This is a genomic window from Lysobacter firmicutimachus, from assembly GCF_037027445.1.
GTDB lineage: Bacteria > Pseudomonadota > Gammaproteobacteria > Xanthomonadales > Xanthomonadaceae > Lysobacter > Lysobacter firmicutimachus.
Genome location: NZ_JBANDL010000002.1, coordinates 5,130,070 through 5,155,253 on the forward strand (window position 1 = coordinate 5,130,070; position 25,184 = coordinate 5,155,253).

Annotated in this window: 23 protein-coding genes; 7 read left to right on the forward strand and 16 right to left on the reverse strand. The window is 68.6% G+C overall.

Annotation, left to right across the window (positions count from 1 at the left end):
- Positions 1-252: 252 nt before the first annotated feature.
- Positions 253-687 (reverse strand): response regulator, encoded by a 435-nt coding sequence (locus V2J18_RS22090; protein ID WP_064748134.1) that lies wholly within the window; start codon positions 685-687, stop codon positions 253-255.
- On the reverse strand, positions 680-1,846 hold the full coding sequence (locus V2J18_RS22095; RefSeq protein ID WP_075575123.1) for a sensor histidine kinase: 1,167 nt from the start codon (positions 1,844-1,846) through the stop codon (positions 680-682). Before V2J18_RS22095 ends, V2J18_RS22090 begins: the two co-directional genes overlap by 8 nt.
- A 122-nt stretch (positions 1,847-1,968) precedes the next feature.
- Here V2J18_RS22095 and V2J18_RS22100 point away from each other — a divergent pair, with 122 nt between their 5' ends.
- The 3 genes from V2J18_RS22100 to V2J18_RS22110 all read left to right on the forward strand — a co-directional run bounded on the left by V2J18_RS22100 (position 1,969) and on the right by V2J18_RS22110 (position 6,605).
- Positions 1,969-3,774, forward strand: coding sequence for an SLC13 family permease (locus tag V2J18_RS22100; protein WP_336132914.1), 1,806 nt, complete (start codon positions 1,969-1,971; stop codon positions 3,772-3,774).
- 189 nt (positions 3,775-3,963) lie between these two features.
- The gene (locus V2J18_RS22105; RefSeq protein WP_064748131.1) at positions 3,964-4,194 is read left to right on the forward strand and encodes a hypothetical protein; all 231 of its coding nucleotides are present in this window, start codon (positions 3,964-3,966) and stop codon (positions 4,192-4,194) included.
- Positions 4,195-4,730: 536 nt separating this feature from the next.
- The gene (locus tag V2J18_RS22110) at positions 4,731-6,605 is read left to right on the forward strand and encodes a M4 family metallopeptidase (RefSeq protein ID WP_336132915.1); all 1,875 of its coding nucleotides are present in this window, start codon (positions 4,731-4,733) and stop codon (positions 6,603-6,605) included.
- A gap of 110 nt (positions 6,606-6,715) precedes the next feature.
- Here V2J18_RS22110 and V2J18_RS22115 read toward each other — a convergent pair whose 3' ends face one another.
- From V2J18_RS22115 to V2J18_RS22125, 3 genes are all read right to left on the reverse strand, one after another.
- Positions 6,716-7,441 (reverse strand): lysozyme inhibitor LprI family protein, encoded by a 726-nt coding sequence (locus V2J18_RS22115; RefSeq protein WP_336132916.1) that lies wholly within the window; start codon positions 7,439-7,441, stop codon positions 6,716-6,718.
- Between the two features lie 9 nt (positions 7,442-7,450).
- Complete coding sequence (locus V2J18_RS22120; protein WP_336132918.1) at positions 7,451-8,290, reverse strand: lysozyme inhibitor LprI family protein; 840 nt, start codon at positions 8,288-8,290, stop codon at positions 7,451-7,453.
- A gap of 133 nt (positions 8,291-8,423) precedes the next feature.
- Positions 8,424-9,326, reverse strand: coding sequence for a LysR family transcriptional regulator (locus tag V2J18_RS22125; protein ID WP_336132919.1), 903 nt, complete (start codon positions 9,324-9,326; stop codon positions 8,424-8,426).
- Between the two features lie 117 nt (positions 9,327-9,443).
- On the opposite strand from V2J18_RS22125, the gene V2J18_RS22130 reads away from it, so the two are divergent.
- The gene (locus V2J18_RS22130) at positions 9,444-11,015 is read left to right on the forward strand and encodes an MFS transporter (RefSeq protein WP_336132920.1); all 1,572 of its coding nucleotides are present in this window, start codon (positions 9,444-9,446) and stop codon (positions 11,013-11,015) included.
- A gap of 69 nt (positions 11,016-11,084) precedes the next feature.
- Here the strand turns inward: V2J18_RS22130 and V2J18_RS22135 are convergent, their stop codons facing one another.
- Together V2J18_RS22135 and V2J18_RS22140 are read right to left on the reverse strand one after the other, a co-directional pair.
- Positions 11,085-12,188, reverse strand: coding sequence for a PA0069 family radical SAM protein (locus V2J18_RS22135; RefSeq protein ID WP_336132921.1), 1,104 nt, complete (start codon positions 12,186-12,188; stop codon positions 11,085-11,087).
- Between the two features lie 128 nt (positions 12,189-12,316).
- Positions 12,317-13,057 (reverse strand): SIMPL domain-containing protein, encoded by a 741-nt coding sequence (locus V2J18_RS22140; RefSeq protein WP_336132922.1) that lies wholly within the window; start codon positions 13,055-13,057, stop codon positions 12,317-12,319.
- Between the two features lie 192 nt (positions 13,058-13,249).
- On the opposite strand from V2J18_RS22140, the gene cls reads away from it, so the two are divergent.
- The 3 genes from cls to V2J18_RS22155 all read left to right on the forward strand — a co-directional run bounded on the left by cls (position 13,250) and on the right by V2J18_RS22155 (position 15,978).
- Positions 13,250-14,686 (forward strand): cardiolipin synthase, encoded by a 1,437-nt coding sequence (gene cls / locus V2J18_RS22145; RefSeq protein WP_425606091.1) that lies wholly within the window; start codon positions 13,250-13,252, stop codon positions 14,684-14,686.
- Positions 14,687-14,849: 163 nt separating this feature from the next.
- Complete coding sequence (locus V2J18_RS22150; RefSeq protein ID WP_064748124.1) at positions 14,850-15,116, forward strand: hypothetical protein; 267 nt, start codon at positions 14,850-14,852, stop codon at positions 15,114-15,116.
- 106 nt (positions 15,117-15,222) lie between these two features.
- Complete coding sequence (locus V2J18_RS22155; protein WP_336132923.1) at positions 15,223-15,978, forward strand: pyridoxine 5'-phosphate synthase; 756 nt, start codon at positions 15,223-15,225, stop codon at positions 15,976-15,978.
- Positions 15,979-16,248: 270 nt separating this feature from the next.
- On the opposite strand, the gene V2J18_RS22160 is transcribed toward V2J18_RS22155, so the two are convergent.
- The 9 genes from V2J18_RS22160 to gyrB form a co-directional block, all read right to left on the reverse strand.
- The gene (locus V2J18_RS22160; protein ID WP_336132924.1) at positions 16,249-16,659 is read right to left on the reverse strand and encodes an ExbD/TolR family protein; all 411 of its coding nucleotides are present in this window, start codon (positions 16,657-16,659) and stop codon (positions 16,249-16,251) included.
- Between the two features lie 319 nt (positions 16,660-16,978).
- The gene (locus tag V2J18_RS22165) at positions 16,979-17,392 is read right to left on the reverse strand and encodes an ExbD/TolR family protein (protein ID WP_064748121.1); all 414 of its coding nucleotides are present in this window, start codon (positions 17,390-17,392) and stop codon (positions 16,979-16,981) included.
- 15 nt (positions 17,393-17,407) lie between these two features.
- The gene (locus tag V2J18_RS22170) at positions 17,408-17,824 is read right to left on the reverse strand and encodes an ExbD/TolR family protein (RefSeq protein WP_064748120.1); all 417 of its coding nucleotides are present in this window, start codon (positions 17,822-17,824) and stop codon (positions 17,408-17,410) included.
- A 43-nt stretch (positions 17,825-17,867) separates the two neighbouring features.
- Positions 17,868-18,617 (reverse strand): MotA/TolQ/ExbB proton channel family protein, encoded by a 750-nt coding sequence (locus V2J18_RS22175; RefSeq protein WP_064748119.1) that lies wholly within the window; start codon positions 18,615-18,617, stop codon positions 17,868-17,870.
- 98 nt (positions 18,618-18,715) lie between these two features.
- Positions 18,716-19,393 (reverse strand): energy transducer TonB, encoded by a 678-nt coding sequence (locus tag V2J18_RS22180; RefSeq protein WP_336132925.1) that lies wholly within the window; start codon positions 19,391-19,393, stop codon positions 18,716-18,718.
- Between the two features lie 146 nt (positions 19,394-19,539).
- Complete coding sequence (locus V2J18_RS22185) at positions 19,540-20,766, reverse strand: tetratricopeptide repeat protein (protein WP_064747140.1); 1,227 nt, start codon at positions 20,764-20,766, stop codon at positions 19,540-19,542.
- Positions 20,767-20,910: 144 nt separating this feature from the next.
- A complete protein-coding gene (locus V2J18_RS22190; RefSeq protein ID WP_064747141.1) occupies positions 20,911-21,714 on the reverse strand; it encodes a M48 family metallopeptidase in 804 nt (267 codons plus the stop codon).
- A 70-nt stretch (positions 21,715-21,784) separates the two neighbouring features.
- The gene (locus V2J18_RS22195) at positions 21,785-22,381 is read right to left on the reverse strand and encodes a CPBP family intramembrane glutamic endopeptidase (protein WP_336132926.1); all 597 of its coding nucleotides are present in this window, start codon (positions 22,379-22,381) and stop codon (positions 21,785-21,787) included.
- A 178-nt stretch (positions 22,382-22,559) separates the two neighbouring features.
- Entirely contained in the window at positions 22,560-24,989 is a 2,430-nt protein-coding gene (gene gyrB, locus V2J18_RS22200) for a DNA topoisomerase (ATP-hydrolyzing) subunit B (RefSeq protein ID WP_064747143.1), read from the reverse strand.
- Positions 24,990-25,184: the final 195 nt, after the last annotated feature.

Here is a 25,184-nt window from a genome sequence, read left to right on the forward strand (position 1 = left end):
AGGTGCCGCCGCCTTTTCCATAGGGGGCGAATCGTCCAGGCGTCGCCCGGGTTCCGCTCCGGGCATCCGCCGTTTCGAAGCGAATCGCCGCGGGTCCGCGCCACAACCAACCGAAGCCATCCCCGCTGAAAGCTTTCCCCCTTTGAACAAGAGGGCCAGGGGAGGATTCGCTTTTAGCGGCTGCGTCTAGCCTTCGCCTTCAGCGGTTGCCGCCGGCTTCGCTACCGTCGAACCCGCGCCGCATCCCCGGCTTCACGGATGCCGCGGATGGTTCAGCACCAGCCAATACAGCCCGACCTGCTTCACCGCCCAAACGAATTGCTCGAAGTCGACCGGCTTCTGGATGTAGCTGTTGACCCCCAGCGCATAGCTGGCTTCGACGTCGAACGGCTCGGTGCTGGTGGTCAGCACCACCACCGGCAGGGTGCGGGTCGGCTCGTGGGCGCGGATCGCCTGCAGCACCTCGCGGCCGTCGACCTTGGGCAGGTTGAGGTCGAGCAGGACGATCGAGGGCAGGTCGTTGGGGTCGCGGTCGGAATAACGGCCACGGGCGAACAGGTAGTCCAGCGCCTCGGCGCCGTCGCCCATCACCACCAGCCTGTTGGCGATCTTGGCCTCGTCGAAGGCGAGCCGGGTCAGCTCGACGTCGTCGGGGTTGTCTTCGACCAGCAGGATTTCCTTATGCATGTGCGTCTTCCCCGCCGGCCGCGACGACCGGCAATTCAACGATGAACGTACTGCCCGCCTCGGCCTGCGACTGCGCCAGCAGTCGGCCGCCGTGGCGTTCGGCGATGCGCTGCGCGATCGCCAGGCCCAAACCGTGACCGCCGCCCTGGTCCGGCCCGTGCAGGCGCTGGAAGGGTTCGAATAATTTATGAGCATAGCGCATGTCGAAACCCGAGCCGTGATCGCGCACGGCCAGGCTCAGGCGCCCGTCCTCGACCGCGCCCGTCACCTCGATCCGCACCGCCGCGCCGGGTTCCAGCCCCTGGCTGGAGAACTTCCAGGCGTTGTGCAGCAACTGGGTCAGCATCAATTTGAGCAGGCGCTCGTCGCCTTCCACCTGCAGGCCGGGCTGCACCTGGATCTGCGCGCGGTGGCTCGGATCGGCGTCCTGAAGCTCGGCGCCGACCCAGTCGGCGAGCAGGCTCAGGTCGACCGGCTCGCGGCGCAGCTCGGTACGGGTCGCGTGCGAGAGTTCGTTCAGCGCCGCCAGCAGGCTGGTCATGCGCGAGGCCGCGGCGCGGATCCGGCCCAGGTAGTCGCGGTCGGTCTCGTTCAGGCGCTCGCCGGCGCGTTCGCTCAACAGTGCCGAGAAACTCTCGATCGAGCGCAGCGGCGCACGCAGATCGTGCGAGACCGCGTCGGCGAACAACTGCAGCTGGCGCTGGCTGGCGTCCAGCGCGGCGCCGTTGGCTTCGGCGCGCGCGCTCAGCGCCAGGCCGGCGGCGCGTTCGCCGCCGATGTCGCGCATGTGCGAGATGAAGTATTGCGGCGCGCCGTCCTCGTCGCGCATCACCGCGATGTTGAGCTGGACCCAGACCTCGCGGCCGTCGCGATGCAGGTAACGCTTGTGCTCGTCGACCGACGCCAGACTGCCGTTGACCAGGGCCGCGACCAGATTGCGGCTGATCTCCAGATCGTCGGGATGGGTGACTTCGCTGTAGTGATGGCCGAGCAGCTCGTCGATGCGATACCCGAGCAGAGCGCACAGCGCCGGATTGACCTCCAGCCAGATCCCGTCGAGCGAGACGATGGCCATGCCGATGTTCGAGGCCGTCATCGCCTGGCGGAAGCGGTCGTCCCCCGCCGGGACGGCGGGCTTCGGGGCAGGCGACAGGCTCATCGGGGCGGTCGGCGGAAGCGGGGCTCGGGTGTGGTGACCCAAGAGTGTAACGGTTGCATCCGTGACGGGAGGGTGGATGGCCGCCACGGCGCGGTCACGGCCAGGTCGCGCACAATGCTGCGATGGACCTTCAACAGATCGTTTTTCTGCTGATACTCGCCGGTGCGCTGTATCTGTTCGTGAGCGAACGCCTGCGCGTCGACGTCACCGCCATGCTGACCCTGCTGGCCCTGGTAATGACCGGCATACTCGACGCCAAGCAGGCGCTGTCGGGCTTCGCCAGCGAGCCGGCGATCATCGTCGCGGCGGTGTTCGTGATCTCCGGCGGCTTGGCTGCGACGGGCATCACCGAACGTTTGGGACAATGGATCGGCCAGGCCGCCGGCCACAGCGAGCGGCGCGCGATCGCGGTGACCATGCCCGCGGTGGCGGCGCTGTCCTCGTTCACCCACCACGTCATGGTGACGGCGATGATGCTGCCGATCCTGACCCGCTTCGCCAAGGCGCGCGGCCTGTCGGCCTCCCGCCTGCTGATGCCGATGTCGTTCGCCGCCTCGCTGGGCACCACCCTGACCCTGGTCAGCGCACCGGCCTTCCTGCTCGCCGACAATCTGATCGAACGCTCCGGCTCGCCGGGACTGGGCATTTTTTCGATCACCCCGATCGGCCTGGCCCTGATCGCGCTGGGGATGGTCTATATGCTGCTGGCGCGCTGGGTACTGCCCAAGCGCGGCGGCGATCACGGCGACGACGGCTATCTGCGCCTGGACCGCTATCGCACCGAACTGCTGATCGTCGAAGGTTCGCGCTGGAGCACGCGGCCGCTGGCCGAGCTGCAGAAGGCGCTGGGCGACCGCTTCGTCCTCACCGGCTGGCTGCGCGACGGTCAGCGCCGCCAGGACCTGGGCCCGAGCAGTCCGCTGATCAGCGGCGACGTGCTGTTGGTGGAAGCCTCGGCCGATGCGCTGGCTTCGCTGCACGACGACGCCGGCCTGGACCTCAACGCCATCGCCCGTTTCGGCGAGCGCGTCAGCAGCGACGGCGACGGCGAGCCGCAACTGGTGCAGGCGGTGATCGCGCCAGGCTCGGAGTTCATCGGCCGCAGCGTGCGCGAGCTGGATTTCGCCCGCCGCTTCAATGCGGTCATCGCCGGCCTGTGGCGGCGCCAGGGCGCGGTCGCGCCGCGCCTGGCCGATGCGCGGCTGCGCGAAGGCGACCTGCTGGTGCTGTGGGGGCGCCCCTCGCGCTTCGCCGAACTCGCCGCGCATCACGGCTTCCTGATGCTGGTGCCGTTCGCCGGCGAAGCGCGCCGGCGCGTGCGCGCGCCGCTGGCGCTGGCGATCCTGGCCGCGACCGTGGTCGCGGCGGCCACCGAATGGCTGTCGGCGCCGCTGGCCTTCCTGCTCGGTGCGGTGGCGATGGTCGCCACGCGCTGTGTCGATGTCGACCAGGCGTATCGCGAGATCGACGTGCGCATCTTCGTGATGATCGCCGGGGTGATTCCGCTCGGCGTGGCGATGGAGCAGACCGGCACCGCGCAATTGCTGGCCCAGGCCATGCTGCATCTGATCGCGCACTGGTCGCCGTTGGCGATCTTGCTGGTGATGTTCTCGGTCGCGGCGCTGTTGACCCAGATTCTCTCCGACGCCGCGACCACGGTGTTGCTGGGACCGATCGCGGTGTCGCTGGCGCAGTCGCTGGGCCTGCCGCCGACGCCGTTCGTGGTCTGCACCGCGCTCGGCGCGGTGGTCGCGTTCCTGACCCCGATCGGCCACCACGGCAATCTGCTGATCCTCGGTCCGGGCCAGTACCGTTTCGCCGATTTCCTGCGCATCGGCCTGCCGCTGACCGCGCTGATCGCCCTGGTCTGCGCGTGGATGGCGCGCTGGTTGTGGCTGGACGGGCCGCTGTGGCCGCTGTCGGGATAGTGCGACGGGCTTCGCGACGGGCTGCGAATCCTAACCGCAAGTAGGAAATTTCTGACCCTACAGCGCGCGCTCTCCTGAGAGCCGGCATCGCCGTCATCGGCCAAGGTAGCCGCGCCGCGCCTCTAGCGCGGTGCCGCCGCGCTGCTGCGACGGGCTTGCGGCGAACGGGGCAGAATCGGAAAGGGCCGGATGAACGAAGCAGCCAAGCGCTACACGGTGCAACTGAGCGAACGCGACTACCAGGGCCGGCGCCTGGCTTGCGAGGTTTCGGACGAACGCTACGGCAATGCCGCCGCCGCTTCGGCCGCGGCCAAGGCCGAAGCCTTCCACCTGTCGGTGCAGCTGCGTCGCCCGATCGCGATCCGCATCTTCGAGGACGAGCGCGTCTATCTCTCCCACATCATGCCCTCGCCGGCCTGAGCGCACCCGCTTGGCCGCGATAGGAGCGGCGTCCCGCGGGGATGGGTTCCGGTCGTAAGCGGCGCCCCGCCGCAACGGCGCACACGAGCGCCGACGTCCGGGCACGGGTCCGATACTTTCGCCACGGCCGATGCCCCGGCGTCGGGTCGCGGTGCGGTATTTCCTCGCCTCGTCTGTCGCGGCTCGCGCCGCTCCAGCGAGCAGCCGCGACATCCGGTGTGCATGCGTCGCCTTGCCCGATCCAACCCGCCGCGCTCGACACGACCCGAGCGCGGCGCGCATGCGCACTCTGACGCCGATCCCATTTCCTGTCTTCGCCGCTTCGGCCCGGCATCGCGCGGGTAGGGGAGCGACGCCGGCGCGCGTTCGACACTATGGGGAGGGGCTGTAGAACAAGCGCCGTCGCTTCGCCGAGCGGCTTGTTTGCGGCATGCAAGACCTTCGCCTTCGCGTACGACCCCGTTTCCGCGACCGCGTTCGCGGAACGGGCATTGGCTGGTCTTTTCCTTTTTTCGTTTACGACTCGGAGAACCTGCATGTCCAGCAAGCAACGTCTTTTGACCGCCTCGATCCTGTTGGCGATCACCGGTTCCACCGCCACCGCCTGGGTGGCAACGCAGTACGGCAGCGATCGCGCGCCCGGCATGGCCGGCGCCGCCGACGGCGCCGCTCGACGCGCGCCTGCCGCGTCCGCGCAGGCTTCGCATGCGTTGTCCGCTTTCGCCGAGGCGCCGGCGCGTTCGGGCGCCACTCCGGCCGACCAGCTCGAGCGGCATCCGGCGGTGGCGCGCGCGCGCGATCTGCTGCAGGCCGAGAAGATCCGCAGCGCCGGCGTACAGGCCGACCGCAACGCGATCGAAGCCGAGCAGTACCGTCCGCGCGACCTCATCGTGGAAGCCGACGGCAGTCAGCACGTGCGTTTCGATCGCAACTATCAAGGCTTGCCGGTGATCGGCGGCGACCTGGTCGCGCACATGAAGGACGGCCTGCTGCGCTCGGTCAGCCGCAGCCTCGATCTGCAGCTGGGCCGGGGCGGCCAGGCGTCGCCGAAGCTGTCGGCCGGCGAAGCCATCGCCGACGCCGGCGTGCATTTCGCCGGCCGCTTCATGCAGGCGCCGAGCTCGCGCATGGTGTATTTCGCCAAGGACAACCAGCCGCGCCTGGCCTACGAGGTGACCTTCCGCGGTCTCAACAAGTTCGAACGCCCGGTCCACGACCTGATCTACGTCGACGCCGGCGACGGCAGCCTGCTCGGCCGCGACAGCCGCATCTACAGCGCCGAATCGGTCGAAGGCCAGGGCTACACCATCACCCGCGGCAAAGTCGCGATCTCGACCAGCAAGGTCGGCGCCGAAGAAAGCGACGGCCGCGGCGCCGGCTTCCTGCTGCGCGACGACAAGCGCGGCGGCGGCACCGTGCACAACACCGGCGGCACCGTGGTCGACCTGTACTTCGGCGGCGGCGACTTCAGCGCCCCGCCGATGTTCGACAAGGACAATCTGTGGGGCAACGAACAGATGTCCAACATCGAACGCACCGGCGTGGAAGCCCACTACGGCGTGTCCAAGACCTGGGACTACTACAAGAAGCTCTACGACCGCGCTGGCATCTTCGGTGACAACAAGGGCGTGGAGAGCTTCGTCAACGTCACTTTCACCATCTTCTACTTCATCGACGCAGGCGGCACCAACGCGTTCTGGGACGGCGAAGCCAAGCGCATGGTCTACGGCAACGGCGACTACGGCATCTCCAACCCGGTGGTCGCGCTCGACGTCGCCGGCCACGAGATGTCGCATGGCGTGACCCAGGCCACGTCCAACCTGGCCTACTCCGGCGATGCCGGCGGCCTCAACGAGGCCAGCTCGGACATCCACGGCACCCTGGTCGAATTCTTCGACAACAGCCCGAAGGACCCGCCGGACTACCTGATCGGCGAGAACGTGATGCTCGACGGCAAGCCGCTGCGCTACATGTTCAAGCCCAGCCTCGATGTCGCCGAGGACGGCAGCGGTTCGTTCGACTGCTACCCGGCCGGCGGTTTCACCGAGGAAGACCCGCACTACACCTCCGGCGTCGGCAATCACTTCTTCTACCTGCTCGCCGAAGGCCAGAAGGTGCCCAAATCGCACCGCAAGACCCTGCAGCCGGCCGACCTGGTCTGCAATGGCGCGACCGGCCTGAAGGGCCTGAGCCCGAATACCGCCGGGCAGATCTGGTACCGCGCCAACACCCTGTACCTGACCTCGCAGGCCAGCTACCCGCAGGCGCGCGAGGCGACCCAGAACGCGGCCCAGGACCTGGTCGACAAGGGCCTGCTCAAGGCCAGCGCGGTCAAGACCGTGGCCTGCGCCTGGGAAGCGGTGTCGGTGCCGCTGCCGGAAGGCTCCAAGGGCGTGAGCTGCAAGAGCTGAGATCTACCCGTGTCAACGCGCTGATTGGCTGTTATTGCACCCCCGTCCATGAGGATGGGGGTTTTTTCTGCACTGCGCTCGCCGTCGTCGCCGCCGCGATGCCGGCGGCTTCAGCGCGATGCGGCGCCGCGCAACGGCAGGTAGGCACCGTCGAGGCTGCCGTTGGCGCCGCAGTACGGCGTCGCGCCGCGGTCGCCGTCGGCACCGAGCGGCCCGTCCTCCAGGGCCAGCAAGGCGCCGTCGCGGCGCAGGCTCACCCGGCGCCGATACTCGGCATCGTCGGCCTGCCAGCGGTCGCCGCGCGCGATCGCCGTACCGTCGTATTCGCACAGCCAGCGCGCGGTGATCGGCTCGGCACCGGACACGACGAGCTGCCATCGGCCATCGCGCGCTTCGACCTGCGCCTGACTTTCCAGATTCCCCCAGCGGCCCGCGGGGCCGCGCCGCGGCGACGTATCGATCGCTTCGAGAAACTCGATCCGGCGGCGCTGCAGGCGCTCCAGGCCGGCCACGCCGCCGTCGTCGGTGGTCAGCGCATGCACCCGGTCGCGTACGTAAAGAAAGTAGCGCTGATCGCGCGCCAGGGCTTCGCGGCCTGTCGCGTCCAGCGCTTGCCGCCGTTGCCGGTACAGCCCGGCGATGCGCGCGTCCTGCCGCGCCAGTTGCGGCTGCGCGCAGATCGCCCGTTCGCTCGGCGTCTGCGCCCGCTTGCAGTCGAACGAAGGCGAGGCCGCCTGCGCCGACGGCAGCAGTGCCGCCAGCGTCGCGGCGAGCGCGACTGTCCGGCGGAAGCGGAACGTCCAGCCGCATCGGTGCGCCGATGTCGTCGCATTCATGACGTCGGCTCAGGGATAGAACGGAACGCGTGCGAGCTTGTACGCGCCGTCGATCTTGCGGAACACCCGCTGCTCGAAGATATCGTCGTCCTCGAGCAGGTACTCGCCCGGCGCGATCGGACCGACGACTTCGACCTCGCCGTCCTCGTCGCGAACTTCGTCGACGGCCGGGTCGTACGCGCGCAGGCGCCGCTCGCGCAGCGCCGTGCGTACCGCCGGCGACAACACCCGTTCGTACTTGGCGCGAAACTCGTCCGGGGTCAGGCTGCTGCGGGTGGCGCGCAGTTCCTGCGTCGAGCAGCCGTCCTCGGCGTTCACGCAACTCAGGCCGGTGGCGTAGTCGGCGAACGGACGAGCGCTCATGCGCGCGACCGCCTCGCGATCGTCGGCGGCGACCGCGCGGCGGAAGTCGTCGATAAACACCTCGAACTCGCCGTGGCGCTCGTAGCGATAGACGGGCATCGATGCGGCCGGTGTCTCCAACGCTTGCACCCAGTCGCGGCGCAGCTCGGCGATGCGCCGGTCGTAGGCGCGCAACAGGCAAGCCTCGTCGGCGCAGGCGTCGCGGCGGGCGAGCCAGGCGGCTTGACCGACCGCGAGCGGGTCGATGCGACGGCCGCTGGCGCCGTCGATGCCGGCGGTTTCGGCCTGGATCTGCCGATACAGGCCATTGAGCTCGGCATCGCGCCGCGATAACTCGTCGCTGGCGCAGATGCGCTGTTCGACCGCGCTGCGCGCATGCCGGCAGTCGAAACCCGGTGCGGCGGCGGTGGCGGCAGCCGCCGCGCCGGCCAGCGTCAGGCCCAGCACGGCGAGGGAATACAGGCGGAGCGGATACAGACCGAGCATGCGAGATCCTTTCGATGCGATGAATCACATGGCGGCGCGCGATCGCAGCCGCCGTTTCCTGCGCAGGCGACGATCCGGCCCGCGCCCTGCGGCATTGTCGTCCGGCCGCGGCGGCGCGCGCCAGTCGCGCGGCTCAAGCCACCGGCGGATGGCGGAACAGGTGCTCGCCGATGAAGTCCAGGAACACCCGCAGCTTAGGCGACATCAGCCGATGCTCCGGCCACAAGGCCCAGAACTGGCCGCGCTGCGCTTCGAAGCCCGGCAGCACCCGGCACAGGCGGCCGTCGGCGAGCAGTTCGCGGACCATGAAATCGGTGGTGTAGACGATGCCCAGCCCGTGCACCGCCGCCGACACCGCCGCTTCGATGTTGTTGCACACCAGCGCCGACGGCAGGTGCGGCGGCGACTCGCCCGGCTCCAGGCGCAGCGACCATTCCTGGACCTTGCCGCTGTTGGCGAAGCGGTAGTGGATGCACTCGTGCGCCTCCAGGTCGGCCGGCCGACGCGGCTCGCCGCGCCGCTGCAAGTAAGCGGGCGCGGCGCAGAGCATGAAGCAGAACGGCCCCAGCCGGCGCGCGCGCAGCCGCGAGTCGGGCATGTCGCCGCTGCGGATCACCACATCGAAGCCGCCCTCGACCACGTCGACCAGTTGATCGTTGAAGTCCAGGTCCAGCAATACCTCCGGGTGCAGGCGACGGAATTCGTCCAGCACCGGCATCAGGAACCGGTAGCCCGCGGTCGGCAGGCCGATGCGCAACCGACCGCGCGGCGCCTGCATGGCGTGAGTCAGCATCGCCTCGGCTTCTTCCAGCTCGTCCAGCAGCGGCCGGCAGCGTTCGTAGAAGGCCTGGCCCTCTTCGGTCAGGCGCACGTTGCGGGTGTTGCGCTGGAGCAAGCGCACGCCGAGCTGCTGTTCGAGCTTGGCCACGCTCTTGCCGACCGCCGAGGACGACAGGCCGAGCAGGCGCCCGGCGCCGACGAAGCTGCGGGTCTGGGCGGTGCGCACGAAGGCCAGCAGGCTGCCGAGTTTGTCCATGGCGGAAATCTTGCGCGATCGATTATGGAAAATTGTTCCACAAAGCCAGGATCGCGGGCCGGTTTTTCCACGATTGCGGCGCCCCTAGGCTGTAACGCCCCGCACGCCGATCCCTCCATGTCCGTTTCCCTGCCCGCCGACCGCCCGGTCGGGCGCCTGGACCGCTATCTGGTCCTTGGCGCCGTCAGTCTCGCCGGCCTGGTCCTGCCCTTGAGTTTCACCGGCCCGCCGGTCGCCATTCCCGCCATCGCCGCCGAACTCGGCGGCAGCCCGGTGGCGCTGAACTGGATCACCAACGCCTTCATGCTTGCCTTCGGCAGTTGCCTGATGGCCGCCGGCACCCTGGCCGACACCTACGGCCGCAAGCGCACGTTCGCCACCGGCATCCTCGCCTATGCGCTGGTGTCGCTGCTGCTGGCGCTGGCGCCGAACCTGCTCGCGCTGAACCTGCTGCGCCTGTTGCAGGGCGTGGCCGCGGCACTGGCGCTGGCCGGCGGCAACGCGGCGCTGTCGCAGGAATTCCACGGCCCGGCGCGAATCCGCGCCTTCAGCCTGCTCGGCACCGCGTTCGGCATCGGCCTGGCCTTCGGCCCCAGCCTGGCCGGCTGGCTGGTGCAAAGCCAGGGCTGGCGGGCGGTGTTCCTGTCCAGCCTCGCCATCGCGGTGCTGGCCAGCGCGTTCGGCGTGCCGCGCATGCGCGAGTCGCGCGATCCCGAGGCACGCGGGCTGGACTGGCCGGGCTGTTTCAGTTCGACCGCGATGCTGAGCCTGCTGACCACCGGCCTGCTGCTGGCGCCGGAGCGCGGCTGGTCCGATCCCTGGGTGCTCGCGGCCCTGATCGGCGCCCTCGCGCTGCTGGCGCTGTTCGTGCGGGTGGAAACCCGCGCGGCGCGGCCGATGCTCGACCTCAGCCTGTTTCGCCTGCCGCGTTTCGTCGGCGCGCAGTTGCTGCCGATCGGCACCGGCTTCGCCTATCTGGTCCTGATCATCGTCTTGCCGCTGCGCTTGATCGGCCTGCACGGCTACAGCGCGATCGAGGCCGGCGCGCTGATGATGGCCTTGTCGGCGCCGATGCTGCTGGTGCCGTTCGCGGCGGCGCTGCTGAGCCATCGCCTCGCCGCCGGCGTGCTGTGCGGCGGCGGCCTGTGGCTGGCCGCGGCCGGATTGGTCTGGCTCGGCGCGATCGCCGGCCAAGCCGGGGCCGCGGCACTGGTCGCGCCGCTGCTGCTGATCGGCACCGGCGCGGCGGTGCCGTGGGGCCTGATGGACGGCCTGGCGATCAGCGTGGTACCGAAGGAGCGCGCCGGCATGGCCGCGGGCGTGTTCGGCGCCAGCCGGGTCTCGGGCGAGGGCATCGCCATCGCCGTGGTCGCCGCGGCCCTGGCCGGCCTGCTGCAGTGGCAGCTACGGGCGCTCGCGCCCGACGCCGGCGCGGCGCTGGGCCAGGCCGCGCAACGCCTGGCCACCGGCGATGCGGCGCACGCGCGGGAACTGCTGCCGGGGCTGGATGCCGCCGCGCTGCGCCACGGCTACGAGCGCGCGTTCGCCTGGCTGATGTACCTGCTGGCGGCGGTCACCGCGGCGATCGCGTGGGGGGCGTATGCGCTGCTCGGCGATGCCTCGGCGCACGAGGCGACGCCGCAATCGGCGACCTCGCACGCCGGGGCGGCCTGCGCCGACGCACCGTAACGTCGGCGGACTGCGACGCGAGCGGCGCGCTGCGATCGATGGGCGGACGGATCGGCCACAGCGAACCGGTCAGAACAGGTCCAACTGCGGCGTCGGCTTGCGCGGCGGCACGAACTGCGCGGTGTCCAGCGCCGGCAAGCGGCCGAAGCCGTGCCGGCGCCAGGCCTTGCGGAAGCGCTGCGCGATCAGTTGCGCGAACGGCCCTTCGCCGCGCTGGCGCTTGCCGAAGGCGGCGTCGTAGTCCTTGCCGCCGCGCATCTGCTGGATCAGGCTCATCGCGTGCGCGGCGCGGTCGGGGTAGTGCAGTTGCAGCCAATCGCGCCAGACCTGCTTGAGTTCGTGCGGCAGGCGCAGCAGCACGTAGCCGGCGGCGCGCGCGCCCGCCGCATGCGCGGCTTCGAGGATGCGTTCGATCTCGCCGTCGTTGATGGTCGGAATCACCGGCGCGACCATCACCCCGACCGGCACCCCGGCCTCGGCCAGGGTGCGCATGGCCTTGAGCCGCGCATGCGGCGCGGAAGCGCGCGGCTCCATCCGCGCCGACAGCTGGTTGTCGAGCGTGGTCACCGAGAAGTACACCGACACCAGCCCGCGCTGCGCCATCGAGGCCAGCACCTCGATATCGCGCACCACCGAGGCGTTCTTGGTCAGCAGGCTGAAGGGATGCGAGCAGGCGTCGAGCACCTCGATCACGCCGCGGGTGATCCGGTAGCGGCGCTCGATCGGCTGGTAGGAATCGGTGTTGATGCCCAGCGCGATCGGCGAGCAGACATAGCCGGGCCGGGCGAGTTCGGTCTGCAGCCGTTCGGCGGCGTTGACCTTGGCGAACAGCCGGGTTTCGAAGTCCAGCCCCGGCGACAGTTCCAGGTAGGCGTGCGAGGGCCGGGCGAAGCAATACACGCAGCCGTGTTCGCAACCGCGATAAGGATTGAGCGACTGACCGAAGGCGATGTCGGGCGAGTCGTTGCGGCTGATGATGCTGCGCGCGGTTTCCTCGCTGACCCGGGTGTCCGGGCGCGAGACCGCATCGGCGTCCTCGTACAGGGAACCCCAGCCGTCGTCCTCGCCGTGGGCGGTGCGGACCTCGTAGCGGCCGGCGAGGTAGGACGCCGAGCCGCGGCCCTTGATCGCCGCCGGCTGCAGATTGGTCAGGGTTTTGCGCGCCGAGTCCATCCGCGCAGCCTACGCCGCCGGCGTCGCAGGATACGCGACACGATCGGATCGCTCGGTTCCAGCGCGGCGTCGCCGGCAAGCTGAATGCGCTTGCGGGCAGGCCGGGACACCCGCGCCGCGCAACCGGCTTATTCGATCGCGAACCGGGTGCTGACCGAAGCGGTGACGCTGATCTGGCCGACCGACAGGGTTTCGCTGTCGCCCGTTTCGCCGCCGCCGGCGCTGTTCTGCATGACGTTCTGCATCATCTGGCCGCCGCTCATGCCGCCGCCCCAGCGGCTGCTGCTGCGCCACCAACCGCCGGCATACGACTCCGACACGTTCAGCACCGGTCCGCGCCGCACCCCGAGTTCGGCGGCCATCGCATCGGCTTTTTCTTTCGCCGCCTGGATCGCCAACGCGCGCGCGGCATCGCGGTGCTTGCGCAGCTGGGTGGTGCGGAATTCGATGCCGTGGATGTATTGCACGCCGCTGGACAGCAATCCGGTCAGCACGTTTTCCAGTTCGCCGATCCGGGTCAGCTTGATGCCGATGCTCTTGCGCACGATGTAGACCTGCGGCGTCGTGAGCGAGTAACCGGAGTGGTAGCTCGGCTCGATGCTGATGAAGTCAGTCTGCACGTCCTTGTCGGGCACGCCGCTGCGCTTGAGAAAGGCCAGGGCCTGGGCGACGTTGTCGTCGTTGCTGCGCTTGGCCTGGTCGAGCCGGGCATGGCGCGATTCGACCCCGACGTCGAGCAGGATCACGTCCGGCACGACCTTGATCTCGGCCGAGGCCGACACGTCGACGCTGCGCGGTTGGGTTTCGGCGGACACCGGCGAGGAAAGCGAGGCGAGCAGGGCGATGGCGAGCACGTGCCGGCGGATCATGGGGGTCCTTCCTGTGGTCTGGCGGGCGAAGCCGCATCCTAACTCGACCCAGCAGGACCGGTCTTTGCCAGCGCGTGCACTCGTCACGGCCGCGAAACACCAGACCGGCGGACTATGCCGGCCGGGGCCCGCGGGCTAGCCTAGCGCTCGCGGCCGTATCGGCGGCGCCGCTCTGCGACGGAGTAACGAAACGTGCTGGACCTGCTGCCCGCTGTTTGGCAAGACCTGCTCGCCATTCCCCACCTCGGCCTGTATCTGACGATCGGCTGGGCGGTGTACCTGGTCTGGCTGAGCCTGTGGATCGTGCTGCAGAAACGCGAGCCGGTGGCGACGATCAGCTGGTTGATCAGTCTGGCCGTGCTGCCCTACATCGGTTTCCTGATCTATTACTTCTTCGGCCCGCAGCGCATCCATCGCCAGCGCCTGCGCCGGGTGCGCGCGCGCGCCGCGCTGCCGCCGCCGCCGCCGGGACTGACGCCGTCGCCGGAAGCGATCGAGCTGGCCAAGCTGAGCCAGGCCACCACCGGCCTGCCTCCGACCACCGCCACCGAAGCGCGCCTGCTGATCGACGGCGGCGCCAAGTACAGCGCCTTGCTCGAGGACATCGCCCAGGCGCGCGAACGCATCCATCTGGAGTACTACATCTACCAGCCCGACCGTACCGGCACGGCGCTGCGCGACGCGTTGGTCGAGCGCGCCCGCGCCGGGGTCCAGGTGCGGCTGCTGTTGGACGCGGTCGGCTCGGGCCAGACCAGCAACCACTTCGTCCGCCCGCTGATCGAGGCCGGCGCCGAGGTGGCCTGGTTCCACCCGATGAAGCTGCGCTGGTTCTGGCGCCGGCCGTGGCTGAACCTGCGCACCCACCGCAAGATCGTGGTGATCGACGGCCGCATCGGCTACACCGGCGGCATCAACATCACCGACGAGGAAGACGAGCGCCTGCGCCAGGACGCGTACCGCGACCTGCATCTGCGCCTGGAGGGCGACGTGGTGCGCGAGCTGGAACTGGTGTTCGCCGAAGACTGGTGCTACGCCACCGGCCAGCCGCCGCTGCGCCTGCATCACCTGGCGCCGCAACCGGGCGGCATCGCCTCGCAGGTGGTCACCTCCGGGCCGGATTCGTCGTGGGAGGCGATCCACCGCGTCCACGTCGGCGCCATCCATGCCGCGCGCAAGCGGGTGTGGCTGGTGACGCCATACTTCGTGCCCGGCGAGGCCGCGCGCATGGCCCTGACCTCGGCCGCGTTGGGCGGCCTGGACGTGCGCCTGCTGGTGCCCAAGCTCAGCGACAGCCGCCTGGTCACCTACGCGGCACGCTCCTACTTCGACGAGCTGCTCGACGCCGGGGTCAAGATCCACGAGTACGGGCCGCGCATGCTGCACACCAAGGCGTTGTTGTGCGACGACGAGTTCGCGATCGTCGGCAGCGCCAATTTCGACCACCGCAGCTTCCGCCTGAACTTCGAGATCTCGGTGATGTTCTACAACGCCGGCCTGGCCGGCGAGCTGGCGGCGCTCATTCAGGAGGAGTGCTCGCGGGCGCCGCGAGTGCGCGCCGACCGCAACCGCTCGCTGTGGCGGACCCGCCTGCCGGAAGCCCTGGCGCGCCTGGTGTCGCCGTTGCTCTAGCCGGTTGTGCCGCCGGTCGCATCCGGGCCCGGGCTCGGCTGCTGCCGCCATCGCCCCGCGCTACACTCGAACTGGACCCGCCCGGTCGCCGCACGGCCGGGGTCGGGCGGCCGGACCGCCGCACCGGTTCGGAGTCGGAGACTACGTCAGGGAGTACGCCGCAATGCCTTGGGTTTATCTGCTGCTGGCCGCCGCCGCCTTCGTGCTGGCGCTGAAGACCAATTCGCCGGCGATCCTCGCGGTCAGTCTGCTGGCCGCGCTCGGCTTGATGATCGCGGGCGTGATGAGCCTGCTGGCGCGGCGCCTGGACAACACCAGCCGCGACGTCTCGGTCATCATCGATCCGGTCGAGCTGCGCCGCCTGCGCGAGCAGGCCGAAGCGCGCAAGCTGGCCGCCGCGGCCACGCAGCCGGAAAACACGCCGCGTTGAGTTCCGGCGCGGCCCGGCGCCGCGCCGCGCGGTTTCTCCGCCGCATCCCGCCGCACTTCCCGAGCCGATGCTCGCCGCGACGCAGCCGGCGGGTTAGGCTGTGCGCATGACCGTACTCAGCGTCAACGTCAACAAGATCGCCGTGCTGCGCAACTCGCGCGGCGGCGCGGAACCCGACGTCGTGCGCGCGGCGCGCGCCTGCCTGGACGCCGGCGCCCACGGCATCACCGTGCATCCACGCCCCGACGCCCGCCATATCCGCGCCGACGACGTGTACGCGCTAGCCGAACTGACCCGCGCGTACGGCGTGGAATTCAACATCGAAGGCAATCCCTTCGCGCCGCCGCGCGAAGGCTATCCGGGCCTGCTGACCTTGTGCGAGCGCACTCGCCCGGCGCAGGCGACCCTGGTGCCGGACGGCGACGACCAGCTCACCTCCGACCACGGTTTCGACTTCATCCGCGATGCCGAACCCCTGCGTCCGCGCATCGCCGAACTGCGCGCGCTCGGCTGCCGGGTCAGCGTGTTCGCCGATGCCGACCGCGCCGGCATCGAACTGGCCGCCGCGCTCGGCGCCGACCGGGTCGAGCTGTACACCGGTCCGTATGCCGAAGCCTACGCCGACGGTCGCGCCGAATCGGCGGTCGCCGCTTTCGCCGCCGCCGCGCGCCGCGCCCAGGCCGCCGGCCTGGGCGTCAATGCCGGCCACGACCTCAGCCAGGCCAACCTCGGCGCCTTCCTGCGCGGCGTACCGAACGTGCTCGAGGTGTCGATCGGCCACGCTCTGATCGGCGAGGCCTTGTACGAAGGCCTCGACGCGACCGTGCGCGGGTATCTGCGGGTGATCGCCGAAGCCGCCTGATTGCGGCCGCTGTAGCGGCCGCGAACCGCCTTGGGTAGGAACGGCGCAAGCCGCGACCAACCGCCGCGGTGCACGCAAGCGCCGTAACCGAAGCTCGGTCCTATGGGTGCTTTCCCCAACCGCATCGCCCAGCCCGACTTCGGTCGCTTGCGTGGTATTCGACCGCTCCGATCGTCGCGGCTCACGCCGCTCCTACAAGGGAGGCCGCGAATCGCTGCGAACGACGACGGCCGCGCGATGGCGGCCGTCGCGTACCGGGGGTGCGCGGGCTCAGCGCGTCGGCGTAGAAATGTTCTCGATCCCGCTGTCCTGCGCAGCCGACAGGGCCTGGGCGAAGCTCTGGTAGTCGGCGTCGGCATTGGCCGCGATTTCGAGCACGGTGTCCGGCGCACTGCGCGCCAGCGACGTCAGCGCCGCCGGCAGTTCGTTCGCGGCCAAGCTGCGGCCGTCGAGCTCGAAACCGCCGTCCTGACGCACCATCAGGCTGGCCTTGGGCGGAGGTTCGACGCTGGTACCTCCGGGCACCGGCAGGCCGAGGTCGATGTTTCCGGTCAGCGCCGGCGCGGTGACCATGAAGATGATCAGCAACACCAACATGACGTCGACCAGGGGGGTGACGTTGATTTCGGCGACCGGCGCATCGCCGGCGTAAGCGGAAGCGGAGAACGCGGAACCGGCCATATGCACCTCCATCCTGGGCGGGCTGCCCGCATTTACGTTAGGCCGGTCACACGGCGTAATGCAAGCCGATCTCATTCCGATCGAGCGCGAGCGGAGCGCCCGGCCGGATCGGGCTGCCGCCCGCCCCCGGAACATCGCGGCACCGCGAACGCCTACCGATCGATCCTGTGCCGCTCGGCACGCTGCGCCGGTGCGCACATGCGGCGCGTCGTGGCGCGGAAGCGGCGGCGGCGTTGCGGGCCGTCGCCACGCCGCAAAAAAAAACGCCGCCCAAGCGGGCGGCGTTTCACGACGGTAAGCGTCGGTTTCGGCGTAGAGCTTACTTCTGGACGAAACCGATCTTTTTCATGTCTGCGTTTTTGGCGTAAGCCAGCACCTTGGCGAGGATGCCGTATTCGGCATCGTCGTTGGTGTCGATTTCTAGCAGAGGTTGATTGGTGGGATCGCGTTGAACCGTTTCCTTCATCATCCCCGGGATCGCCTGCAGCGGCGTGGGGTTGTTGTTCCAGAACACCGTCCCGGTCGCGTCGATCCGCAGCGAGATCGGCGGCGGCGGTTCCTGCGTCTGGGGCGGCGGGTTCAACGTCGGTTGCGGCAGGTTGACGTCGATCGGATAGGACACCGTCGGCGCCGTGACCATGAAGATGATCAGCAGCACCAACAGCACGTCGACCAGCGGGGTGACGTTGATGTCGGAAATCGCGCCGCTATCGGAGTTGTTGCTGAAAGCCATGTCTCTTGTCTCCGATTAGCGTTCTTTGATCGCGACGAAACCGACTTTGCGCATGCCCTGCTTCTGCGCCACCGTGACCACGCTGTTGACGATGCGGTACTTGGCGGTGCGGTCGCCGCGGACGTTGATCTGCGGCTGCGGGGTCTTCTGCGCTTCGACCGAAAGACGGCTTTCCAGCTGATCCATGGTGACGGGCTCGTCGTTCCAGTAGATCGAGCCGTTCTCCTGGATGGCCAGGGTGATCGGCGGCGTCTTCGGCGCCTCCTCGGGCTTGGCGAGATTGGCTTCGGGCAGTTTGATTTCGACCTTATGGGTCATCAGCGGTGCGGTGATCATGAAGATGATCAGCAGCACCAGCATCACGTCCACCAGGGGCGTGACGTTGATGGTGGCCATCGGGCCGCCGCTGTCGTTGCCTGCACTAAAGGCCATGTCCGAACTCCAACTACGCTATTGAGAAGGCTAGGTGGTGCTATTAGCGCTTGCCGGCCACTTCGCCGACGCGCGAGCCGGTAGCGAAGAAGTCGTGCAGGTCGTGCGCGAAGGTGTCGAACTTGTTGTTCGTGACACGGTTCAGACGCACGAAGAAGTTGTAGGCGAGCACGGCCGGGATCGCGACGAACAGACCGATCGCGGTCATGATCAGCGCTTCACCCACCGGGCCGGCCACGGCCTGGATCGAGGACTCGCCCGAGGCGCCCAGACGCAGCAGGGCGTGGTAGATGCCCCACACGGTGCCGAGCAGACCGACGAACGGAGCGGTCGAACCGACGGTGGCGAGCACGGTCAGACCGGCTTCCAGGCGCGAGCTCTCGCGGGTGACGGCCTGGCGCAGGGCGCGGTCGACGAACTCCGAGCGGTTCAGCGACTCGACCAGACGCGAGCCTTCGTGGCGCTGGTGGTGAGCGGCGGCCTGGGCGGCGTCGAGGGCGATCTTGGAGAACGGCTCGCTGCGCGGCTGCTCTTCCATGTAACGGATCGCGTCCTGGGCGTTCGGGGTTTCCCAGAACGTGCTGACGACGCGGTCCGACGAACCGCGCAGGCGCAGATTCTTAACGAAATTGATGACGATCCAGTAAACCGACAGAACCGACATCAGCGTGAGCGTGATGAACACGATCCAGCCGACGAGGTCGAAGTTCTGCAACAGATGCGAAAAGCTCATCTGCTGGAGCGCTTCAGCGTTGGAGCCTCCGGCGGCGGCGGTGGTGGTTTGCTGCAGCATGACGCTTACCTTTGAATGTCGTGGAAAGGAAGAAAGGTTTTACGTGGAACTAACGCAACGACTAGCTGTCGAACAACTAGCTGTCCAACCGAACCCGATCAGTTCGGCGGGACGAAATCCACGGGTACGCGGACGCGGCTGGCGACCGGTTGACCGTTGCGCACTTCGGGGTTGAAGCGCCACTTGCGGGCGGCATCCATGGCTGCGCGGTCCAGATTGCGATTGCGGCTGGACTTTTCGACCTGCACGTCCAGCACGTTGCCTTGGGCGTCGATGCTGATCACGAGGACTACGGTGCCGCCCACGCCCTGGCGGGCTTCGGTCGGCGGGTACTTCGGCGGGTTCAACCGGCGCGAGGACGGGTCGACGCTGGAACCGATGTCGCTGGCGACCTGCGGCGGCGCGGGCGGAGCCGGCGGCGGCGCGGGCGGATCGATCGGGCTCGGGTCCAGGTTCTCGACCGGCGGCTGATCCGGCGGCGGAGGCGTCGGGGTCGGGCGCGGCGGAGACAGCTCCTTCGGGGGCTGCTTGATCTCCTTCGGCGGCTCCGGCGGCGGCGGCGGCGGCGGCGGGGGCGGCGGCGGCGGCTTGATGATGTTCACCATCGTCACCTGCTCTTCCTCCTGCTGTTGGGCAGGCGGCGTCATTGGGGCCAGCAACAACAGGAGCGCCGCGGCATGCACGGCGATCGCGCAGGTGATACCGGCAATGCGTGCCCAGTTCAATCCTTCGCGGTCGTCATCATTCCTAACTTGGAGTTCGAGGTCTTGCGTCATGCCGTCAGCTCGGGAGGTGTTTCCGGACGCCGGGGCGCCGCGGGCCATCGTTCGGTTCCTGCAACCGTTTCCAGTCGCGGGAACCTCCTAGCATATACCAAACCGCGTCACAGGTTCCAAGCGCGGATGGTCATCTCTTCGCCGAATTATTTGCTTTTCAGCGCGAGAATCTTGTTGGCGTCGTCGGGCTTCTTCACGCCCTTGGCGATCGCCTGCTTGGCGGCTTCCTTGGCCTCGGGAATGCGGTCTTCCTGCCACAGCACGCGGGCGAGATTCAGGTACGTCTCACCGTCCGGTGCGAGCGGGGCCGCTTTCTTGTACGCATCGATCGACTTCGCCGACTGCTCGGAGAAGTAGTAGGACTGGGCCAGGGCCACGTAGGCCTGGTAGTCCGGCTTGAGGATGCCCTTTTCCAGGCCCTCGTTGATCACCGTCGCCGCTTCCTTTTCCTTGCCGTCGAGGTTCAGGTAGGTCGCGTAGAGCTGGCGGTAGTCCTTGTCTTCGGTGAACTGCCCGGCGGCGCGCAGCTTCTCGAGCACGGCGGCGGCCTTGTCGAGCTGGTCGGCCTGCGAGTAGACCGCGGCGACGTTCATCTGCGCGCGCTTGTCGCCCGGGTTCTTGGCCGCGAGCGCTTCGGCGATCTTGGCCGCTTCGGCGCCCTGGTTGTTTTCCATGTAGCTGGCCATCAGCAGCTGCTGCCATTCGCCCTTGGGTTCCGGCGAACCGTCGATGGCCTGCTTGATGACCTTGGCCGCATCGGCGAAGCGGTCCATGCGGTACAGCGCATTGCCCTTGACGATCAGGTGCTCGGGCTTGGTGCTCTTGGTTTCGGCGAGGAAGCGATCCATGGTCGCCAGCGAATCGGCGTACTGGTCTTCCTGCAGCTGCAGCTGCGCCATCATGAACATCGAGTTGAAATGGCCGTTGTTGTCCAGGCCATTGAGTTCGATCGCCTGCTTGAGGTAAGCGATCGCGCCCTTGCTGTCGTCGGCGTCGTAGGCCAGCTGCGCGCCGATCTGCGCGGCGAACGAACGCTCATAGGCGTTGAGCGCGGTGTTGGCGAGGATCTCGTCGGCCGCGGCGCGCGCTTCGGTGGACTTCTCCTTGTCGTAGAAGTCCATCATCTTCTGCAGCTTGGCGCCGCCCTTCGAGGAGGCCTTGGCTTCCGGCGCGGTGCGGGTCGCGTTCGGATAGCTGTTTTCGGCCTTGGCCTGCGAACCGCCGCTCTTGCGTTCGTTGTCCTTGGCGGCGCGGCGCTGGGCGCTGCGCTCGGAGGCGGTCTGGGCGTTGACCTGGGACACGGCGCCGAACACGAGCACCGCGCCGATGGCGGCGGCGAGCAGGGTGTTGCGACGACTGGTTTGCTTGTTCATGACACACCTCGAGGGGCTGAGCGGCCGCAGGCCCGGGGCCTCGCGGAGGAACGGCGCAAGGCCAAGGGGCCGCCAAGCTATCAGAAACCTGGGCCGGCGCGATACAGGTTCCAGCCGCCAAAAATCGTCAATAACGAATACTTATCAACCACACTTGGGCGTACGGCCGGCCGCGCGGGCCTGCTCGTAGGTGGGTATCAGGGCGCCCGCGCGTGCACCCAATTCGTGGATGCGCGATTGCGGGTCGGGATGGGTCGACAGCCATTGCGGCGGGCGCGAGGTGCTCGCCGCGATCATGTTCTGCCACAGGTTCACCGCTTGCCGCGGGTCGTAGCCGGCCTGCGCCATCAATCGCTGGCCGACCACGTCGGCTTCGGTTTCCTGGGTGCGCGAACCCGGCAGCAGGAAGGCGGTCTGCAAAGCCGCGCCGCCGAGCTGGTTGGCGGTGCTGGCCATGCCTTCGCCGTAACGCGCGCCGACCAGGCCGCCGAGCACGCCGAGGCCGATCTGCGCGCCCATCTGGCGGGTGATGCGCTCGTCGTGATGGCGCGAAACCACGTGGCCGATTTCGTGCGCGATCACCGCGGCGAGCTGATCCTGATTGCGCGCGACGGTGAAGATGCCGGTGTTCACGCCGACCTTGCCGCCCGGCAGGGCGAAGGCATTGGGCGAATCGTCGACGAACAAGGCCACGTCCCAGCTCGCCTGCCAGCCCTGCGGCAACTGCCGGGTGATCGAGTTGACCACGCAGCGCACGTAGGCGTTCTGGCGTGCATCGCCGCTGAGGCGTTGCTTGCTCTTGGCTTCGGCGAAGGCCTTGGCGCCCATCAGGTCGAGCTGTTCCTGCGATACCGCGCCGACCCGCTGGGTGCGCCCGGTCGGCGAAGTCGTGGTGGCGCAGGCAGCGACGACGGCGGCGATCGACAGGCCGAGCAGGATGCGTTTCATTGAAGATTCCCCGTAGCGATGGACTTTTGTAGCCCTGCCCGGATTAACCGATCGTCAACGGCGGGATCGCTCAGGCGCCGGCCGTCAGCAGGGCCGCACCGGCAATCAGGTTGTTGAGCACGTGCGCGGCATATGCGGTCCACAGGCTGCCGGTTTGCCGGTACACCCAGGCGAACGCGGCGCCCATGAAGGCATACACGGCCCACAGCAGCAGCATGCCGACGCCGTGGCTGGCGCCGAGGCCGGGCGGTTCGTGGACCAGTGCGAAAGCGAGCGAGCTCAGCGCCATGCCGAGCCCGGGGCGGCCGGCGGCCCACAATCGGCCGAACAACACGCGCCGGAACAGCAGCTCTTCGTAGGCCGGCGCGATCAGCGCGGCGAACAGCAGCAACAGCAACGGATGATTGCGGATCGCCTCGCCGAGCACGGCATTGCTCGGCCGCATCTCGATCTGCCACGACTGTGCCGCCAGGCCCACAAGCGCGCTGAAGCCGACGCAGGCGATGACGGTCAAAGCGACCCAGCTGTAGGTCCAGGGATTTCGCCAAGCCTGCAGCGAGGCGCGGCGTTCGGCGCGGCTGGCGGGCCGGCGCAGGGCATAGACCAGCACCGCGGCCAGGCCGGTCGCGACCAGACTCAGCGCGATCGCCGCCCCGGGTCCGGGCATGGCCCGATCGGGCGGAACGCCCTGCAGGCCTAAGACGAAAGTCCAAGCCACGCCGCCAATCAGGGCAAAGGCGAGCAGGGCGGCGATCGCCAAAAACAGGTCGATCGCGAAGCCGCCGAGCCCGGCGAGCAGGGTCGGCGGAGTCGACAGGGCCGGCGCGGAGGCGTCGGCCAGGGGCTCAGACGTCGAGATTGGCCACCTTCAACGCGTTGTCCTCGATGAACTCGCGCCGCGGCTCGACCACGTCGCCCATCAAGGTGCTGAAGATCTGGTCCGCCGCGACCGCGTCTTCGATCCGCACCTGCAGCAGTCGGCGGGTTTCCGGGTTGACCGTGGTGTCCCAGAGCTGTTCGGGGTTCATTTCGCCCAGGCCCTTGAAGCGCTGGATCTGGCGGCCCTTCTTGGCCTCGTCCAGCAGCCAGGACTGGGCGTCGGCGAAGCTGGCCACCGGCTGGGCGCGGTTGCCGCGCAGGATCTGCGCGCCGTCGCGGACCAGGCCGTTCAACATCGCCGCCGCTTCGCGCAGCGCGCGCAGCTCGCCGCCTTCGAACGCGGCCAGCGGCAGCACCTGCTTGAGCTGCTGGCCCATGTGGTCGCGCACGATCACCAACGCGCCTTGGCGGGTGTCGTCGCCGGCGTGCAGCTGCAGTGCGTAGCGCGGCTTGCCCAGCCCGCTTTCGTTGAGGCGCTTTTCGATCCGGTCCAGGGTTTCGCGGCTGGGATTGTGCTGCGAATCGATCGCCGGCGCGTCCACCAGCGCCTGCAGCACGTTGGAGTCGTAGCGGTGCGCGGTGCGCGCGATCGCCTCGCGTGCGCCGGCGTAGGCCAGCAGCAGCTTCTCCAACTGCGCGCCCTCGATCGGCGGTTCGCCCGCGGCCGGGATCAGCGCCGCGCCTTCGACCGCGTTGCCGGCCAGGTACTGGTCCAGCGCCGCGTCGTCCTTGAGGTAGATCTCGTTCTTGCCCTGCTTGATCTTGTACAGCGGCGGCAGGCCGATGTAGATGTGGCCGCGCTCGATCAGCTCCGGCATCTGCCGGTAGAAGAAGGTCAGCAGCAACGTACGGATGTGCGAGCCGTCGACGTCGGCGTCGGTCATCAGGATGATGCGGTGGTAGCGCAGCTTGTCCGGGTTGTACTCGTCCTTGCCGATGCCGGTGCCGAGCGCGGTGATCAGGGTGCCGACCTCGGCGCTGCCGAGCATGCGGTCGAAGCGTGCGCGCTCGACGTTGAGGATCTTGCCCTTGAGCGGCAGGATCGCCTGGGTCTTGCGGTTGCGCCCCTGCTTGGCCGAGCCGCCTGCGGAGTCGCCCTCGACGATGAACAGTTCGCTGAGCGCCGGGTCCTTCTCCTGGCAGTCGGCGAGCTTGCCGGGCAGGCCGGCGATGTCCAGCGCGCCCTTGCGGCGGGTCAGGTCGCGCGCCTTGCGCGCGGCCTCGCGCGCGCGGGCGGCGTCGATGATCTTGCCGGTGATGGCGCGGGCCTCGTTGGGGTGTTCCTGAAGGAACTCCTCCAAACGTGCACCGAACGTGCTCTCAACGACCGGGCGGACCTCGGAACTGACCAGCTTTTCCTTGGTCTGCGAGGAGAAGCTGGGGTCCGGCACCTTGACCGACAGCACCGCGATCATGCCTTCGCGCATGTCGTCGCCGGACAGGGCGATCTTGGCCTGCTTGGCCAGGCCGCTCTGCTCGATGTAGTTGGTCAGGGTGCGGGTGAGGGCGGCGCGGAACCCAATCAGGTGGGTGCCGCCGTCCTTCTGCGGGATGTTGTTGGTGAAGCAGAACATCGTTTCCTGGTAGGCGTCGGTCCACTGCAGGGCGACTTCCACCGAAATGCCGTTCATCTCGCCCGACACCGCGATCACGTTCGGGTGCAGCGGGGTCTTGACCTGGGCCAGGTGCTCGACGAAGGAGCGGATGCCGCCTTCGTACTGGAACACGTCGCGGCGGCCTTCGCCGCGCTCGTCGACCAGGGTGATCTTGACGCCGGAATTGAGGAACGACAGCTCGCGCAGGCGGCGGGCCAGGATGTCGTAGTGGAACTCGATGTCGGTGAAGATTTCCGCCGCCGGCAGGAAACGCAGCAGCGTGCCGCGCTTGCTCGAGGCCTCCAGCTGCTTGAGCGGATACACCGGCTCGCCCAGCGCGTATTCCTGCTGGTGATGATGGCCGTCGCGCCAGATGTCCAGCCAAAGGTGCGCGGACAGCGCGTTGACCACCGACACGCCGACGCCGTGCAGGCCGCCGGAGACCTTGTAGCTGTTGTCGTCGAACTTGCCGCCGGCGTGCAGCACGGTGAGGATCACCTCGGCCGCGGACACGCCTTCTTCCTTGTGGATGTCGACCGGGATGCCGCGGCCGTTGTCGTAGACCGATACCGAGCCGTCGGCGAGCAGGGTCACCACGACATCGTCGGCATGCCCGGCCAGGGCTTCGTCGATCGCGTTGTCGACGACCTCGAACACCATGTGGTGCAGGCCGGTCCCGTCGTGCACATCGCCGATGTACATGCCCGGCCGCTTGCGCACGGCTTCCAGGCCGCGCAGCACGGTGATCTTGCTGGAGTCGTACGTGGTCGAGGGCGGGGTCGGGAGAGTGTCGTCGGTCATTCGCTTCGAGTCGGCTGCAAAGGCTGTCGCTGCCGGGGTCGGAGAGCGGCGCCCGGCCAGACATTAGCTATTGGGATCCAGCGGAAATTATAGCACCTCGCGCCCCCCTGCCCCCTGGGTCCCCCGCCCCGCGCGGGGCAGCGGCCTCTCAGCGCGTCCCAGGCGCGGGAAAGCCCCCGAACTGAGGCGGCGCAC